This window comes from Allobosea vaviloviae (genome assembly GCF_001298265.1).
Classification (GTDB): domain Bacteria; phylum Pseudomonadota; class Alphaproteobacteria; order Rhizobiales; family Beijerinckiaceae; genus Allobosea; species Allobosea vaviloviae_B.
The window spans coordinates 162,222-177,963 of sequence record NZ_LGSZ01000032.1 but is presented as its reverse complement, the minus strand read 5'-3'; the positions used below and the strand labels follow the sequence as shown (position 1 = coordinate 177,963).

Below are 15,742 nucleotides of genomic sequence, written 5' to 3'. Positions count from 1 at the left end.
ATGTACGAGAACGCTGAAGAGCAGCGCGACAGGAGGAGACTAGATGAAGCTCAGCGCATTCAATCTGATCATGGCCGCAATGATGTGCATTGGTCCGGTAACGACGAGCCGTGCACAGGCACCGGCCTATCCGAACCACCCCGTCACCATCGTGGTCCCCTTTCCGGCCGGCAGTGCGACCGACTCCGTCGCCCGCAGGGTCAGCGAAGGCCTTCAACGCAAGCTCGGGCAAGGTTTTGTCATCGAGAACAAGGCCGGTGCGGACGGCATCATCGCCAGCCGTCAGGTCGCCAGCGCTGCAGCGGACGGCTATACGCTGCTCATCACGACCAATACCACTCACTCGGCCAATCCGAGCATCTATCGGCAGCTACCCTACGATCCGAAGAAGGATTTCGCACCGGTCGGAGGCATCATCCGCATCCCATTCATTCTGGCGATCCGCCCAGGCTTTCCCGCCAAGGATTTCGCGGGTTTCGTCAAGGCCGCCAAGGAAGCCAGTCCGTCGCTGTCCTACGGCAGCGGCAGCATGGGTAGCCGGGCTTCCGCCGAACTGCTCAAGGCGCGCCTGGGCTTCGACATGACGCACGTGCCGTATCGCGGTTCGCCTCAGGCTATGACCGATCTGATCGGCGATCGAATCGACGTGTTCTTCCCAGACCCGGCGAGCGCCCTCGGCATGATCCAGGAGAAGCGTTTCCCGGTCTTGGCGGTGACCGGCCCGAAACGCGTGCCGACCCTGCCCGATACCCCGACGCTGATGGAGCTCGGTGTACCCGACTTCAACATTGTCGCCTGGGTCGCCGCCTTCGCGCCGGCCGGTACGCCCCAGCCGATCGTGCAGCGCCTAAACGGCGCGCTGAACGAGCTGCTGCGCGAGCCCGACATGATCGCCTTCGTCAATCAGATCGGCTCGGAGATCCTAGCGACGACGCCGGCCGAGCTCAGGGCCTATGTCGACGAGGACGCGGCGCGCTGGGTCCATCTCGTCGAGATCGCGAAGATCGAGAAGAAATAGCCGCGCCCACCAGCGAAAAATCCGGCCAGGTTTGAGCCAAAGTCGCCTACGGGACGGACGAGGCGACTGCGGCGTCGTGAGCGTAACCTGCAAACGGCAACTACCTCTACGGGATCGGCGACGGCTGGCCGCAGATGCCGCTATGCATGGAAGAACCGCCAAGCTCGCAGATGCGCTGGCCTGGCAAGTCGAAGCGCCGGAGATAGCCGATGAGCTGGGCACAGCGCGCAGCGCGAAATATCCTTCCGTTGAGCCACGAAAAATCCGATTTGGCAACGGCGTTGCGGGAGTGGCGCTATGAGGGTGGGTTTCATGATCTCGAGGCCCCAGACGCCGATTGCGAACTCTGCGACCATCCTGACATCCGCTACCAGTTTGAAATCCGGAATGGCCTGACTGACGCCCGTCTTCAAATCGGCTCGGAATGCATCAATCGATTTGGGATCCGCGCGACCGGAGGTGATGGCGAGGATTTGGATGCAGCGGGCACGCGCTCTAAAGTCAGCCGAGATCGCCGTAGCCTCATCGAAAAGGCGCGAAACAAGCGTGTAATCATAGCCTTGGTAGCGCTATCGCAGGCCGACTCCGAGTTCAGCATTTTGTCGTTTATCAACTATCATCAGGACCGAGGTGCCTTCACACCCAAACAATTGGCGACCCTGTTGTGGCGCTTCGAGAAGTTCCAGGTTCCGATCGATGTGCACGACTTCAAACTAACTATCCGGCGTGGACGCGAAAAGACGCAGCTCAGTGAGATGGCCGATTGGCAGATCGAGCGTTTGACGCCCGCCATGTCACCGACGCAGCGACAGTTCCTCGCGACGCTCAAAGCGCGTCGCGGATAACGGTCCGCCAGATGCGTTCGTGATCGGGGAGTTTGGTCATTCCCAGGGCTCGCTAGGCTGCAGCAACCATTTCGGCGTGTAGCGCCGCATCCAAGCACGCGCATTGATCCTCAGCCGGTGGATTTGACTGAGCCGGATTCCGTTACGCCGAAAATGAGATAATTCAGCTCAACAGGCATTGTCGGGTCGGCTTTGGCGACAACCGCTCCTGACTGGGAGTTGTAGGCGAAATTGTTCCAGTCCCATTGCGTCTCATTCGTCTGGACCACGACGTAGGAGCCCAGTCGAAGCTTCGCCGAGGTGACGGTTTTGGAGAAGTCCAGGCCGAGGCTGAAGGAAAAGACCTCCTTGTTGTTGCCCTGCTTTTCGATCGCCTTGACCGCGCCTTTCGCGAGCTGCACGAACGGAGTGAGAGCGGGCTGAGAGGTCGTCAGCAGCGCCAGCCCGTTCTTGAACGCCGAACTATCCAGAGCCTCGACGAGCGTCTCCATCCCCTCACTTTTAACGTTGATCGTCCGCCCCTCGAAACTCAGCCCGTCATCGCCGACATTGACGTCGACAAAGATTGGCATGCTGAGCAAAGGCGCCGAGGATCGGTCGGTCGCCGTGGTCTTCAGCGCGAAGCGCAATTCCTCCGACTTGGGACCCGCCTGGTTTTTCCCGGCGAACTCGCACACGATCTGATGGCGGCCCGTTCCGGGGTAGTTGTGGACGTAAAACCGATCGAGCGTGATCTTGACGGCTTTCCCCTTCAGCGTTTCGTCAGCGGACACTGAGGTGGCTGGATCGATGGCAATCTCTGTCGAGTTCCCGGGGGATCCGGTTGGAATGAAGCCGAATTGAGCACCGCTATACGCCCAGTGGTCATTGGTGAAGAACCGGACACTGATGGCCTGGCTCTGGGCGCCGAGCTTGAGAAAACGCGCGGCGGCATCCATGTCGCCGATGGCTTCGAGATAGGCTGCGATTTCGCCGGCGGACTTCGATCCGATACTGTTTGCTTTGCTGAATTCCACGATCAGACCTCTCAAGGCGTAACACGAGGCCGCGGGCGAATGGCCTGGCTGACTGAGGTGTAAATATCTTCCTGAACGTTCGCCCCAACCTCCAGGGTGATGGCGAGCGCGTAGGGGATTTGTGCCGGTTCGAAGTCCTTGTTCAGGGAGCGCGCCTGAACGCCGATGAACAGGCCATTCTGATCGCTGAAGGGCGTCCGGTTCGAGCCTTCCAACACGAAATGACAGGTCGTCCCCCGGCGCGTATCGTCGGGATGGGGCTGCAGCGTATTCTTCACACCCTTCCAGAATTTCCGTTGGCCTTGGGCGTCGACGATGTCGAGCATCGCGCCGCGATAGGCGATCGAAGTCGGGTGGATCGGGGGCGACCAAGTGAGCGTCATCGTGATCCTACGCACTTCGCGGGATTTGATCATGCTGACCGGGATCGGGACCCGATATTCGTGAAGGTGTTCCGGCAGGATCTGGTCGTCTGCCAGCAGCGTGATGCGGTTGGCCGCACCAGAGATCACGCGGTCAATAAAGGGGCGTCCATAGCCAAGGAATTTCGTAATTGTGCCGCGGCGGCGGCGCGTGCTGTTTGATCCAGGAGGTGGGTAAGCAGCGTCGAGCAGGGTTCCGGCCGAGCCCCATTTCGCGCCATGGACAAGCAGCGCCTTCGTGGCGAGATGGGCACGTTTGAAGTTGCGGAGCGACGATCCGTCGGCTGTAAGGACATCTTCCAAGGCATCGATGATCTTCACGCCAGATCGCGTCACCAGGGCGGCCGCATTGCTGGTTCCTGTAGAGCGGATCGTCTTGGAGATCGACCCGGAGATCGGATCAGGACAGGCGGCCTCAAGGCCGGCGTGCCCGGTTTCTTCCGGCCAGACCCGGTGACCGCCAAGACGGTCGGCCGATCCAGCAAATTGCCGGCCGCCGCTCTCGACGATCTCGGGTTTAAGCGAGCGATTGATCCCAGGGCCGATCGCAGAGGCAAGATTCGTGACCTCCAGCGAGAAGGGATCGATATGGTCGTGCTCGCTATCCTCGGCGTCATCAGCGTGGACCGCGCCAACGGTAATCACGTTCATCGCTTCGGCAGGACTGAGAAGGCTGCGATGGCCCTTGCTGGCCTCAACGGCGCGCAGAAGCGCGATCTGGCGACTGACGGGAATTGCCGCTTTGAACGCGGCGTCGTCGGTGAATCCGGAAAGAAATTCAGTCTGGATGTTTCCCGCACTGACGACGAAGAGCACGCCGAATTTGTGAGACAGCATGTCGAGCAAGCGAGCCCAGGCGGTTGGCCGACGGATGTAGGGTGTTTCGGCGTCACAGAGCGAGTGGTTGATAATGAGAACATCGGGCCCTGCCGGCTCCTGCCCATTCACGCCCTGCTTCAGGGCGAGCACGGCGCGATGGATGATGCCTATCGGCAACAGATCTTCCTGGGTGCGCTCATCATTGAGATGCTGAGGGGCGGCCAGAACGGGCACCGCCTTCAGGCCACGCGAGAGCGTCTCCTCGCCCGTGGGCAGATCGCCATGAAGGATCAGTGAGGCTATTGCGGTGCCATGGAAGCGGCGCGCGACAGGTACCTCAGTGCCTTTAACATCGACCTCGACGACCTCGACCCTGTCGGCGAGCAAGCTATGATTTTGCATCGGGTAGCCATCTAGAATGGCAGCCACGGCGGGACGGAGCCTCTGAGGCGGAGCGATCTCCTGTAGGGATCCATCGATAGGGAACCGTCCTCCCGGCTCTGCCGTGAACATGGACTGAGGCCGAATGGCCATGACAGCGTCGGCATTGGAAACCGAGCCGACGCGCTCCTGAATTTGCGACGCGCCGTCCGCCGGAACTTCGATCAGGGCAACCTGGTAGCGGATCTCTTCAATGGTAACGAAATCGAGGATCCTGCCACCGACGGCCGCCAGGATGCTTTCCAGGCTCGCGCGGGCGGATTTTCGCAGTGCCTCGTCATGTCGGAACCAGAGGTCGATCTCCAGCCGTACTGGCCCCTGCGGGTTTTGAGCCAATCTTCGCTGGATGAAGCGCTGAGTCGCCGGCTCGATGCGGTCGGTCGCGTTCCAGACCCGAATTGTCTTCAAGTAACCGAAGACCTTCCACCAGACTTCCTCGCCTTCCGCCGGCTTGAGGTCTCGCTCATAGCGCCCCCACATCGCCAGCAATTTCCGCATGCCCGCTTCCGTGGGCATCGTCAGATAAAGCCTAGACATGTCATTGGTGGGGGCGGCATCGAGCGAAGGGCCGCCCGACACGGGATCCGGCTCGGCGCCGACATAGTCTTCGGTAAGCCACTCGAAGCCCAGCGCCGCCGCTGCGGCAATGAATTTCTCAACCGGCCCGATCGTTTCGAAGACCAGGGCTCGTTCGGGAGAAGCAAAGGCCGGGTCGCGTGTAACGTCGGCTTCGACGGACTGTCTGAGGAGCGCGATCCCGGGCGTTAGATTTTTTGCCTGCTCGTCAAATGAGCGTGGCCTCGGAGGGATGAACTTTCGCCTTCCCTTTATTCGACTTTGCACGGTCTCGCTTCGGCGGATCCGCACGATAGGCCGTTTGGCTATGATAGACCTCCCCCAGCGCGGGCTGCTGAGGCTTGAGTTTGGCGAAACCGTTCAGGAGGGCCTGATTAGCGGTGAGCTTCCCCCGAGCCAGGACAACCTTCCTTCTCACGTCTAACGTGAATGATTCGATATCCGAAAAACTGCGCCCGCTCAACGCACTGATGAAGTTCTGCTCAAGATTCGAAATATCGCTGCCGTAATCCTTGCGCAAACGCTCGAACCACTGCGCAATCTCCTCGGAGCCCGGCAGGGGCATTTCGATACGGAGCTCGAACCGACGCCACACCGCGCGGTCGAGAAGCTCGGGGTGATTGGTAGCACACACGACAACGCAATTCGTCGGCAGCGCATCGAGCTGCAGCAGCAGCGAGCTGACGACGCGTTTGATCTCGCCGGTTTCCTGCTTGTCACCACGCTCCTTGCCGAGAGTGTCGAACTCGTCGAAGAACACGACGCAGGGCTGGGTTGCGACGAAGTCTGTGAGCTTTCGCAGCTTGGAGGCGGTTTCGCCGAGGTAGCTCGTGATCAGCCCGTCATAGCGCACCGAGAAAAACGGAAGGCGCAATTCACGCGCGAAAACCTCGGCAAGGCTCGTCTTCCCGGTCCCTGGCGGGCCGACCAGCATGATCTTGTGGCGCGGCTCCAGACCATGGGCCCGCAGGAGTTCTATCTCCGAGTACTCGTGAATGAACTCCTCAATCTCAGCCTTCGTCGCCTGAGGCAGCACGAGATCGGACAACGTGCGAAGGGGATGACGCTCGGCGAGCATTTCGCTCAGGTCGTTCGGCACCGCATAGGAACGGGGCTTCGACTGCACTGCGGGTCGGCGGCGATTGGAATCCATCGCATCGGTAATCCGTCGCGCGATGTCGCCTTGCTGCGCGTGGGCCTCCGCGACTAGCGCCTGCAAGGTGCCGGAGGCGCCGCCGCCGGGCAAACGGGCTATGTCGTCCCTTCGTGCTGTACCGGATCTCGCCATCTCATCTCAGCCTTTGCGCCAGCGACTCGCCGCAGCGTAGTGTTGCTGGTGAATCATATGACAATCGCGCCCGGCGAACAGGGCTGGTTACCGGAAAATTGAACCACTCCTGACAATTCGTTCATACCCTCAGCGTCCTAACGACCCCTTACGTCCTCAGAAACGGAGTTTGGGGTATCAGTCGGGATCGCCTTACCTATCCGCCCGTTGACCAACTCATACGGTCTTTCGGTAGCCGCCCCAAACGAAACCGCATGTTCAGACGAGTTTTCCGTGGAGAGTGCCCGCCCGGCCACCCGGAAACCTCTGGCCCGGGCACCCCATGTTTCGCCGACGTTTTGGGGGAGAAGCATCCTGACAAGGCGAGGTTCCCGGCTGGCCGGAAAAAAGAGCCAATTTGCTTCGGCCTGGGCCTCGCTCGCCTTCGCGAGCATGGCTTCAAGCTTGGCTAGATCGTGCTGGCGATCGGCGGCGATCAAGGCGACCTGACTGGGCTTCCCGTCGCGGCGCCTAGCGCGCGCCTCGGCAAGGTCGCCGAGGGCGAGCGCGCGCAATACACACCAAGGGCAACCGCATCCATATCAAGGCGGACGGCTCGATCGAGATCAGGATCACGAACAAGGTCATGCTTCCGGATCCTCGCCGAGATAACTGACGCCCCAACTTCGGGGCGTGCCGGGGTTTGCGCGCGCGTCACTTTCGGCGCCATGTCCTCCTTTCCTCGAAAAGGCCTTGGTCTATGACCCCGCGGCCCGCCGCGCCGATCTGGCGCTCGGCGAGGACCGGGGATCTCCTGCTTGACGAAACTTCGGTCACGGCAATGTTGGTCTCGCTCGACTCCGATGGCCGTGCTGAGCCGGATGACGAACTGCACGACCCAAGGCCTCGACGCGTCGAACGTCTCTTCGTCCTTCGTTGCGCGTCGCGGCTGGGTCGGAGACGCCCTTGACGCGCAGGCGCGCAAATGCGGCTCCCTTGGGTGAAATGCGGGGGGCGAGGCCGAAACCCCTCACTGTCTCGGCGAGCCGAGAGCTTTTCACGATCGGTTCCACAGCGAGAGCGCCACCGAACCTCCGGCAAGCAGACTTACCCGACGGCTGGCAGGGCCAGATCATGCCGTCACCTAGGTGGATCGAGGGCGGATCGGATAGGCCGCGGGCTGAGGGGCCACCGGCTATGCCTTTACCCCCGCAATGCTTCGAATTTCGGGTCGGACTATCCCTGACTTTAGAGGCCGGAAGTCGTACCTTCTTTGACTGAAAGTCGGACCATATCTGATTATCGTGTCTGTAACCCATTGATTTCATACAATTGAAAGTCGCGGCATTCGTGACTTCCAAGAATCACCTCCTATGCGTCGCCGTTTATGCGGCCCGGTCACACCTCATCGGAACTTTGCGTCGCTGTGATTCACCGCCAAGACCGGTGAATCACAAGGCGAGCCATGCCCGACCGGGCAGGCCGTGCGACATGACGGTGCGCATCCCGCGCCTTGCGCGATGAATTCGTCACTGAGCCGGCAGCGAGCCGGTCGTATCGGCCCGCCCGAGCGTTTCGTCTCCGTCGAACGGGTCGGCCAGCGCGGCCTCGGGCCGGCTGATCGCGACTTTCCCGGCCACGGCAGGCTGCATCCGCTCGGGCCCCAGCGTCTTCAGCATTGTGCGGAAGCTCTTGTGCATGCCGCCATCCGCCAGGGCGTAGCTCATCGCCGGCGTGCCCGCGCCGACGAGTTCGGCGAACCGGGCCTGATCGCGGTCCTGCTTCTGGGAGACGAGGGGCTGGATGGCCGGATCGATCTCATAGGGAGGACAGGCTTCGCCTGGCGTCATCGCGCCGGAACCGTCCCTGGCATTGAAGACGTAGCGACGGCCGCATGCGGCGAGCCTCGGCGGCTGCCTGGTCGCGTCGAAGTGGTCCGAGCCCTCTTTCAGGTTCTGCCAAAAGGCGAAGTTCGCGTTGTCGCGGTGACGCGCCATGTTCTCGGGCGTCATCCGGAATGGCAGGGCCTGGACCTGGAAGCTGCGCTGCCCTCCGGCGAAGGCCTCGCGCGCCAGGCCATAGATCTCCGTGACGCCGTCATCGCTCATCGCGAAGCAGCCCGACGAGGTGCAGGCGCCGTGGACCATGAGGGCCGAGCCGGAATAGCCCTGCGAACGCTCCAGCGGGTTGGGATAGCCGAGATTGAAGGACAGATAGAATTGCGAGCGCGGATTCATCAGGTCGGCCGTGACCGTGTAGAAACCCTCGGGCGCCTGACGGTCGCCTTCAGCCTTCTTGGGTCCGAGCTGGCCCGACCAGCGGCACATCGGATAGGTCTTCAGCAGCGCATAGCGGCCGCTGCGGTCGCGCTTCCAGACCTCGAGTTCGCTCTCCTTCTTGAAAATGCGAACGAGGATCGGGTCGCCCTGGCTCATGCCCCTGGCGGCCATCTCCGAGACCAGCTTGGCCGGCAGCGGCTGGAGATGACGGTCGTCGCCCTCGCCCGTGACGCAGCCCGACAGCGTCAGCGCCCCGAGCAGGAGCGCGAAGGCAAGGCGGAGCCCTGAGAGACGGTTCGATGCGGTCATCGTCGAAGGGTGCGCGATCAGGGCTAAAGCTTCGTGAACGCGGCCTTGGCGGCTCTGGCCGCTCCGCAGGATGTCGCCCGCAAGGCGGGGCGGGGGGCGGGGACGCAGAGCGCCGCGATCCGGGTGTCGCTACGCTCGCGCCGTTCACACGGCTCCCGTCTCGGCTGCGAGGAAGGCCACCGAGCGCTCCCAGGCCTGCCTGGCGGTGGCGGCATTGTAGCGCTCGGCGCTGGTGTCGTTCAGGAAGGCGTGGTCGACGTCTGGATAGACGATGGCCTCATAGCGAATGCCCGCCGCCTTCAGCGCCGCCTCGTAGTCCGGCAGCGCCTGCACCAGACGCGTGTCGCGCGCCGCATGCTGGATCAGCAGCCGCGCCTTGATCTGCGGCACGCTGGCGAGTTGGGGCGAGCGGCCATAGAACACGACGCCGGCTGCGAGGTCGGGCACCGCGACCGCGAGGTCGTTGACCACGCCCCCGCCCCAGCAGAAGCCGATCGCGCCGGTCTTGCCCGTACCGTCCGGACGCGAGGCCAGCAGCTTCAGCGCGGCGCGGCCCTGCCGGATCACATCCTCCGCCGGCAGGCGCGGGAACAGGTTGCGCGCTTCGTCGGGATCGGCCGGGGTGCCGCCGAGCGGCGTCAGGAAGTCCAGCCCGAGCGCGGTGAAGCCCGCCAGTGCCATCCGGCGTGTGACGTCCTCGATATGCGGGTTGAGCCCGCGATTCTCATGGATGACGAGAACGCCGCCGCGGCGGCCCGCCGTCCTGGGCGCGACGAGATAGCCCTTGAGGGCGACCCCGTCCGCGGTCACGTCGAGCCGCTGCGCCGTGATCCGGGCGTCGTCGGCCGCGACCTGCTGGGCCTGGGCGTAATTCGGCTCGAGCAGAGCCAGTGCCGCCTCGGCCGCCGCCGCCGAGCCGGCCAGCGTCAGCAGGCGGTTGAAGAAGACGCGGCGGTCGAGCGGTTTATGCGTGTATTCGTCGTAGAGTTCGACGATCGCGCGATCGAGCGCCATGATGACCTCCAGCGTGGGCGTGGCCGAGCGGGGCGGGCCTTGCCCGTGCCCCTCTGCGAGGGCCATCCTAGCGCCTGCCGGGGCGGGCGGACGCTTCGGCATCGTCGATCGCGGCTTCGTGAAGATCCGGCTGCGACGCGCTATTCCGTCACGATCTTGTAGCGCTGGCCAGGCGTCAGGGCGCCGCCGCGCTCGATGCCGTTGAGCACCATGAACAGCTCCAGCGCGCGGTCCTGCTCCGGCATCCGCGCCGCCAACGTCGCCGGGGTATCGCCTGCGGCGGCAGCAACGGTGCGCACCTGCATCGGCTTGATCGAGCGCGCCTCTTCCGCGCTCATCACGCGAAAGCTCTGGAGCAGGGCCCGCATCGGGCGCTCGGGATCGCCGCCGCCGCGCGCCGCCAGGATGAAGCGGTAGACGCGGCTGCCGGCCTGGATGGCGGCGAGGCGAAAGGTCCAGTCCGTGCCCTTGCCGACGGCGATCACCGCCGGTTGGCCGGCAATGTCGAGCGTCTCGACCACGGTCGTCTCGACGCCGTCGATCCAGCCGGCCGCGACATAGGATTGCAGCGTCTGGTCGGCTTTCAGCGTCACGGAATCGAAGCGCAGCGCCTGGCTGCCATTGGCGCTGACGCCGATCACCATGTCGCGCGCCGCTTCCAGGCCGAAACCCTCGGGCGCAGTGAAGCTGATCTGCAGGGCGCTGTTGAGGTAGGTCCGCCCACGCACCACGCCGTCGCGCGGATCATCGCCATAGGCGATGCCGTCGATCGCCTGCAGCCAGCGCGGGCCGTCGCGCTCGCCGATGCCCGGCGCGCCGATCTGGCGCGCGGCGGCCGTGACGGCGGCAATGCGCTCGGGCGTCTGCGGATGGCTCGACAGGATGTCGAGGCGCTTGTCGTCCGGGTTCTGGTTCTGGCCGCTGCTGCGGAAGGCGGTGTTGCGCCCGAGCGCGGCGAGGAAGCGCCCGGCGCCATAAGGGTCGTAGCCGGCGCGCGAAATGTTGCGCACGCTGATCTGGTCGGCGGTGAGCTCCTGCTGTCGCGAGAACTTGGCAAGCGACAGTTTCGAGCCGGCCTGCACTGCGGCGCCCTGGGCCGGGTCCTTCAGCACCTGCGAAACGACCTGGCTGACCAGCGCCGATTCCAGTTCGCGCTCGGCCCGCTCGACGGCGTGCTGGGCAGTGACATGGGCGATCTCATGGGCGAGCACGGAGGCGATCTCGGCGGTGTCGTTGGCGAGCACCAGCAGGCCGCGCGTGATGTAGAGACGGCCATTGGGCAAGGCGAAGGCGTTCACCGCCGGCGAGTTCAGGATGGTGATCTCATAGGAGCCGATCTGGCCCTCGCCAGCCTTCGCCAGCCGCTGCACGACCTCGTCCAGCGCCGCGCGTGCCTTGGGTGCACGGAATTCGCCACCGAAGGCCGAGAGCAGCCGCAGATGTTCGCTGTCGGAGGCGCGCTGGAGCGTGCTGACACGCGGCGCGATATCGCCATCGGCCGGGGCCTGAGGCGGCAGCAGCACGCTCTGATCGCCGGTGCAGCCGACGAGCAGCAGCGCGGGAAGCGCGAGCGCGGCCAGCCGCATGCGACAGATCAACCGAAGGAGGAGGGGCATGTCTCGCCAGAACGCCAGCATTCCGTCAGTCGACCAGTTCCAGGGCGAGCTTCGATGTCACGTCGAGAAGCAGGCCGTCCCGCCCGGAGAGGACGCCACGCGCCCGCAAGCGTTTACCGCCGAGCCCGGTCGCGGTCCAGCCGGCATCCTTCATCTCGCGCCATAGCGTTTTCGACAGCACGATCGACGCGGCCTCCCCACGCCGGCGCGAAAAATTCAGATAGGTCCGTTGCGCGCGCTCACCGACGGAGGCGATGCGCCCCTCCAGCAGCACGAGCCGCCCCTCATGCGCCTTGAGCGCGGCGATATCATGACCATCGACGGCGGTTTCCGACCCTGCGATGGCGGGTGCTGGGGCGACCGCCGCTGGGCCGGCGAGCGTCGGCGCCTTGACAGCCTGCGTCCGTGACCGCGTCGTGCGGGCGCCGCCGCCACAGCTCGCGGGACGCGCCTCCGGAAGAGCAACCGCAGCGCCCTCGCTCAGCAGCACCGGGGCCAGTTCGCGGGGCACGGCACTCGCTTCGTTCGCCGGGATATAGAGCCGGGCCGGCAAGCGGCCCCAGCGATCGGGCCCACCGAGCAGGACGAGCTTCAGGTCGCGGTCGCGCCAGGCAGCGAGGCCGGCCGTGAACCGCGCAGCCTCCGTATCGCCCTGGCGCGGGGCGAGCCCGACAAGGCGCAGCCGCCGGCCATCGACGAGCAGCGGGTCGCCGGCCTCGTCGAGCCCGGAAAGGCGAACCGTGGGGCTGTCGGCCGTAAGCTCGGAGCAGGCGTCATTTGCTCCGGCCGCCCCGGCAAGGAGCGGCAAGGCGAGGAAAGCAGCAAGAAGAGGCTTCACCGGCATGGCGATTATGCTACACGGTTTGGCGCGCGTCCCGGTAGCTCAGCAGGATAGAGCAACGGTTTCCTAAACCGTAGGTCAGGGGTTCGAATCCCTTCCGGGACGCCATTATCAGCCGATATCAACGACGTGCCTGGTGGTTCGGCGCGGCGACCAGCCAGGCCGCGCAGACGGTTCCGGCCGTTTTCGTTACAGATCGATCAAGGGTCCGTTTTCGAGATCGGATGTGTAACCCTCGCGCCAGCCGCCAGCCAAAGTGAGGCTGGCGCTGTAGATGACCTTCCCGCCTTCATCACGCACGCAGACGGCGAATTGGCGCTGGTCTCCGTCCGGCAAGACCTCCCGCACCATGTCTGGCAAGGCGTCGAGCGCGAGATAGCGCGCGGCGGCATCTCCCGCCAGCTCGACGCCCTCGCTATCGATATGGGAGAAATTGCCGTCGGAGCTGTCGATGAAATAGCGTGGCATCTCGCAGCAATCTCCGGCGACGGGATCTGTTCCGTCAGCGTGGCAACTTGACCAGATTGAGATAGGTCGGATCGAACTGCGAGAGCGCAGCCAGCCCGTCGAAATCGACGATGGCGACGGTGCTGCCTTTCCAGCGGACGAAGCCGGTGGCGCGAAGCTCCTGAAGCGTCCGATTGACATGGACGAGCGAGAATCCGAGCGCATCCGCCAGCTCCGTCTGGGCAACGGGAAAGGCAAAGCTTCCGTCCCGCGCCAGGTCGACGGCGTGCAGGCGCAGATAGAGTTCACAGATCAGATGGCCGAGATGGGCGGTTGCCGCGCGGCGTCCGCTGGATGTGATCCAGGCCCTCTGGATGGCGCCGTCGATCACGGTCGAGAGCCAGAACAGGCGGCCGAGATGAGGCGATTGCTCGATCACGCGCAGCAGTTCGCGGTGGGGTACATAGGCCACCTCGCAATCCGTCAACGCGACGACGCTGTGGTCCATGAGCTTGAGAAGGAATGCGTGAAGATCGACGAAATCGCCGGCGATATGCAGCGCGGTGATCTGACGCTTGCCATCGGCGAGCACGACCTCACGGGCGGTGAAGCCGCTCAGGACGATGCAGCTCTCCGAAGGTTGCGAATTCTGGGCGACCAGTTCTTCGCCCTTCCGCAGCACTCTCCTGCGCATCGTCATGCCCTCGACGAGAGCACGCTCCCCTGAAGCGAGTTCGTCCCGGAGCGCCAGCGAACGCACAAGGGGCTGCAGTTTCGGCATGGAAAGATCAGAAGGCATTCGTCAGGGAACGCCGGTCGACGAGCATCGTTCCAATAGCCATCACCGCACGGGGCCGGTTGCACCGCGTTCCAACGCCGCCGGAGCGCGTGTGTTCGGGATCAGCGCGTCTCCAGGCGCTGCAGTGGCTCGAAATGACAAAAACCCGGCGGTTGCCCGCCGGGTTCTGTTTGTCTGAAAGGTGGCAGCCGCGATCAGGCGGCCTCTTCCTGAATGTCGTCGTTGTCGCCCTCGGCCTCGCCCTCGGCGGCTTCGACGACTTCGCCCTTGCCCGGGCGACGCGGCGACTTGGCGAGCTGGCCCTCGATCTTCTTCAGAGCCTCGGTCTCGGTGATGTCGTCGACGACCGCGATCTCGCGGGTCATGCGATCGACCGCCGCCTCATAAAGCTGGCGCTCGGAATAGGACTGCTCAGGCTGGGCCTCGGAGCGGTAGAGGTCGCGCACGACCTCGGCGATGGCGACGAGATCGCCCGAATTGATCTTCGCCTCGTATTCCTGGGCGCGGCGCGACCACATGGTACGCTTGACGCGGGCGCGGCCGGTCAGCGTGGTCAGAGCCTTGGTGACGCTCTCCGCATCGGCGAGCTTGCGCAGGCCGACGCTGGCGGCCTTGGCGGTGGGAACGCGCAGCGTCATCTTGTCCTTGGCGAAGCTGACGACGAAGAGTTCGAGCTTGAAGCCAGCGACTTCCTGCTCCTCGATCGCCGTGATCTGACCGACGCCGTGGGACGGATACACAACGAATTCACCCGTCTTGAAACCCTGGCGCACAACAGCTTTCTTCACCGTGGACATGCCGTTACGACTCCTGACCGGACCGCTAGATGCGGGCTCGCACTTCTCATCTCCGGTCGGATGACCGCAGACACTCTGCCTGACGCGGACGGGTATTGCCCCGTCGCTTCACGCTCCCTCAGCCGATTGCTTCTTTCTGTGCCACCAGGCCAAAGACATCGATTGCTCCGGCACGAGTGCCGGCGGCTTTCGTCATCCTTTTCTAGGGGGCGCCCCGATTGTGAAAAACCTCGCAGGGGCATGCGGAACGAATGCGACTGAGGCTATCATGTAGCATAAAAAACACGCCAAATCAAAGGTAAACGCAAGCTCCGGGCAAGCTTGCGTTCCGCGGCGCAGGAATGGTTAACGCTGTCGCGAGGCTGAGGCGCGTCGTTCTGCCCGGTTTCTAGTCGCCTGCGCCCGGCTCAGGCGAGAAATGCGCCTCGAGTTTTCCAGCAACGCCATCAAACGCCTTGGCATCGGCCGGAGCATCCTTCTTCTGGCTGATATTGGGCCAGCTCGCGGCATATTTGGAATTGAGCTGCAGCCAGCTCTCCAGGCCCGGCTCGGTGTCCGGCTTGATCGCCTCCGCGGGACATTCCGGTTCGCAGACACCGCAATCGATGCACTCGTCGGGGTGAATGACGAGCATGTTCTCGCCTTCATAGAAGCAGTCGACCGGGCAGACCTCGACACAGTCCATATACTTGCACTTGATGCAGTTCTCGGTGACCACATAGGTCATGTCGCAGGTTCCTCGATCTTGTCGCAGGCGCTTCCCACCGCCAGCCGGCCTCATAAAGCCTTCGCAGGCGCAGGATTCAAGGCCGATCAGGCCTTTTCGGGTAGCAGGAATGTCTCTTTATCGCCCGTCCTGGAGGACGAATTCCTGCGACGCCGGCCTCGAAATTCATTCGTATGCAAATGATCGCTATTTTTAGACGCTACCCTCTTGTTCTGCAAGCGGCGCATCGCCGCGCCCGCCCTGGTCCAGCCGCTCATACAAGAACTGGGCCTGCTCGAAGGAGCCGCGACGCTCGCCCAGCGATAGCAGGCGCACGACGATGGTCGCATGGGGCAAGGCGAGCGTGAGCACATCACCGAGCTTCAGTGCCTGAGCGGGATTACCCGCCCTGCGGCCGTCGATTCGGACATGGCCGTCCTCGACCAGACGCACGGCGACTGTGCGCGTTTTGGCGAAGCGCGCGAACCAGAGCCATTTGTCGAGGCGCTGACGATCGTCCCGCACGCTTC

Annotated in this window: 14 protein-coding genes and 1 tRNA gene; 3 read left to right on the top strand and 12 right to left on the bottom strand. The window is 63.7% G+C overall.

Annotated features, from left to right (window positions below):
• The first annotated feature begins 43 nt into the window (after positions 1-43).
• Both AE618_RS10710 and AE618_RS10705 read left to right on the top strand, forming a co-directional pair.
• Positions 44-1,018 carry a Bug family tripartite tricarboxylate transporter substrate binding protein gene (locus AE618_RS10710; RefSeq protein ID WP_054209039.1) on the top strand — a complete coding sequence of 325 codons (975 nt, stop codon included), beginning with the start codon at positions 44-46 and terminating at the stop codon, positions 1,016-1,018.
• Between the two features lie 209 nt (positions 1,019-1,227).
• Positions 1,228-1,863, top strand: coding sequence for a hypothetical protein (locus tag AE618_RS10705; protein WP_054209038.1), 636 nt, complete (start codon positions 1,228-1,230; stop codon positions 1,861-1,863).
• Between the two features lie 110 nt (positions 1,864-1,973).
• Here the strand turns inward: AE618_RS10705 and AE618_RS10700 are convergent, their stop codons facing one another.
• The 7 genes from AE618_RS10700 to AE618_RS10665 form a co-directional block, all read right to left on the bottom strand.
• Positions 1,974-2,879, bottom strand: a complete 906-nt coding sequence (locus AE618_RS10700) for a hypothetical protein (protein WP_054209037.1) — start codon at positions 2,877-2,879, stop codon at positions 1,974-1,976.
• A gap of 11 nt (positions 2,880-2,890) precedes the next feature.
• Positions 2,891-5,404 (bottom strand): S8 family peptidase, encoded by a 2,514-nt coding sequence (locus AE618_RS10695; RefSeq protein WP_156330209.1) that lies wholly within the window; start codon positions 5,402-5,404, stop codon positions 2,891-2,893.
• Positions 5,346-6,425, bottom strand: a complete 1,080-nt coding sequence (locus AE618_RS10690) for an AAA family ATPase (RefSeq protein ID WP_082365172.1) — start codon at positions 6,423-6,425, stop codon at positions 5,346-5,348. The genes AE618_RS10695 and AE618_RS10690 overlap by 59 nt, the downstream gene beginning before the upstream one ends.
• A gap of 1,508 nt (positions 6,426-7,933) precedes the next feature.
• Complete coding sequence (locus AE618_RS10680; RefSeq protein ID WP_054209033.1) at positions 7,934-8,992, bottom strand: L,D-transpeptidase family protein; 1,059 nt, start codon at positions 8,990-8,992, stop codon at positions 7,934-7,936.
• Positions 8,993-9,136: 144 nt separating this feature from the next.
• On the bottom strand, positions 9,137-10,006 hold the full coding sequence (locus tag AE618_RS10675) for a dienelactone hydrolase family protein (RefSeq protein ID WP_054209081.1): 870 nt from the start codon (positions 10,004-10,006) through the stop codon (positions 9,137-9,139).
• Positions 10,007-10,146: 140 nt separating this feature from the next.
• The gene (locus AE618_RS10670) at positions 10,147-11,592 is read right to left on the bottom strand and encodes a M48 family metalloprotease (RefSeq protein WP_248310825.1); all 1,446 of its coding nucleotides are present in this window, start codon (positions 11,590-11,592) and stop codon (positions 10,147-10,149) included.
• 55 nt (positions 11,593-11,647) lie between these two features.
• The gene (locus tag AE618_RS10665; protein ID WP_054209032.1) at positions 11,648-12,466 is read right to left on the bottom strand and encodes a hypothetical protein; all 819 of its coding nucleotides are present in this window, start codon (positions 12,464-12,466) and stop codon (positions 11,648-11,650) included.
• A gap of 28 nt (positions 12,467-12,494) precedes the next feature.
• On the opposite strand from AE618_RS10665, the gene AE618_RS10660 reads away from it, so the two are divergent.
• A tRNA-Arg gene (locus AE618_RS10660) sits at positions 12,495-12,571 on the top strand.
• An 81-nt stretch (positions 12,572-12,652) separates the two neighbouring features.
• Here the strand turns inward: AE618_RS10660 and AE618_RS10655 are convergent.
• From AE618_RS10655 to AE618_RS10635, 5 genes are all read right to left on the bottom strand, one after another.
• Positions 12,653-12,931 (bottom strand): DUF6894 family protein, encoded by a 279-nt coding sequence (locus AE618_RS10655; protein ID WP_054209031.1) that lies wholly within the window; start codon positions 12,929-12,931, stop codon positions 12,653-12,655.
• 34 nt (positions 12,932-12,965) lie between these two features.
• Positions 12,966-13,691: a Crp/Fnr family transcriptional regulator gene (locus AE618_RS10650; RefSeq protein WP_197280745.1), complete on the bottom strand. Its 726-nt coding sequence runs from the start codon at positions 13,689-13,691 to the stop codon at positions 12,966-12,968.
• A 212-nt stretch (positions 13,692-13,903) separates the two neighbouring features.
• Entirely contained in the window at positions 13,904-14,506 is a 603-nt protein-coding gene (locus AE618_RS10645) for a CarD family transcriptional regulator (protein ID WP_054209029.1), read from the bottom strand.
• Positions 14,507-14,894: 388 nt separating this feature from the next.
• Positions 14,895-15,233 carry a ferredoxin FdxA gene (fdxA, locus tag AE618_RS10640; RefSeq protein ID WP_054209028.1) on the bottom strand — a complete coding sequence of 113 codons (339 nt, stop codon included), beginning with the start codon at positions 15,231-15,233 and terminating at the stop codon, positions 14,895-14,897.
• Positions 15,234-15,425: 192 nt separating this feature from the next.
• Positions 15,426-15,737: an RNA-binding S4 domain-containing protein gene (locus AE618_RS10635; protein WP_054209027.1), complete on the bottom strand. Its 312-nt coding sequence runs from the start codon at positions 15,735-15,737 to the stop codon at positions 15,426-15,428.
• Between the last annotated feature and the right edge of the window lie 5 nt (positions 15,738-15,742).

Bases quoted from the DNA above. Each gene is read 5' to 3' on its own strand.
- AE618_RS10710 (WP_054209039.1), top strand. From the start codon at position 44: ATGAAGCTCAGCGCATTCAATCTGATCATGGCCGCAATGATGTGCATT.
- AE618_RS10705 (WP_054209038.1), top strand. From the start codon at position 1,228: ATGAGCTGGGCACAGCGCGCAGCGCGAAATATCCTTCCGTTGAGCCAC.
- AE618_RS10690 (WP_082365172.1), bottom strand. From the start codon at position 6,425: ATGGCGAGATCCGGTACAGCACGAAGGGACGACATAGCCCGTTTGCCC.
- AE618_RS10680 (WP_054209033.1), bottom strand. From the start codon at position 8,992: ATGACCGCATCGAACCGTCTCTCAGGGCTCCGCCTTGCCTTCGCGCTC.
- AE618_RS10675 (WP_054209081.1), bottom strand. From the start codon at position 10,006: ATGGCGCTCGATCGCGCGATCGTCGAACTCTACGACGAATACACGCAT.
- AE618_RS10670 (WP_248310825.1), bottom strand. From the start codon at position 11,592: ATGCGGCTGGCCGCGCTCGCGCTTCCCGCGCTGCTGCTCGTCGGCTGC.
- AE618_RS10665 (WP_054209032.1), bottom strand. From the start codon at position 12,466: ATGCCGGTGAAGCCTCTTCTTGCTGCTTTCCTCGCCTTGCCGCTCCTT.
- AE618_RS10655 (WP_054209031.1), bottom strand. From the start codon at position 12,931: ATGCCACGCTATTTCATCGACAGCTCCGACGGCAATTTCTCCCATATC.
- AE618_RS10650 (WP_197280745.1), bottom strand. From the start codon at position 13,691: ATGCCGAAACTGCAGCCCCTTGTGCGTTCGCTGGCGCTCCGGGACGAA.
- AE618_RS10645 (WP_054209029.1), bottom strand. From the start codon at position 14,506: ATGTCCACGGTGAAGAAAGCTGTTGTGCGCCAGGGTTTCAAGACGGGT.
- fdxA (WP_054209028.1), bottom strand. From the start codon at position 15,233: ATGACCTATGTGGTCACCGAGAACTGCATCAAGTGCAAGTATATGGAC.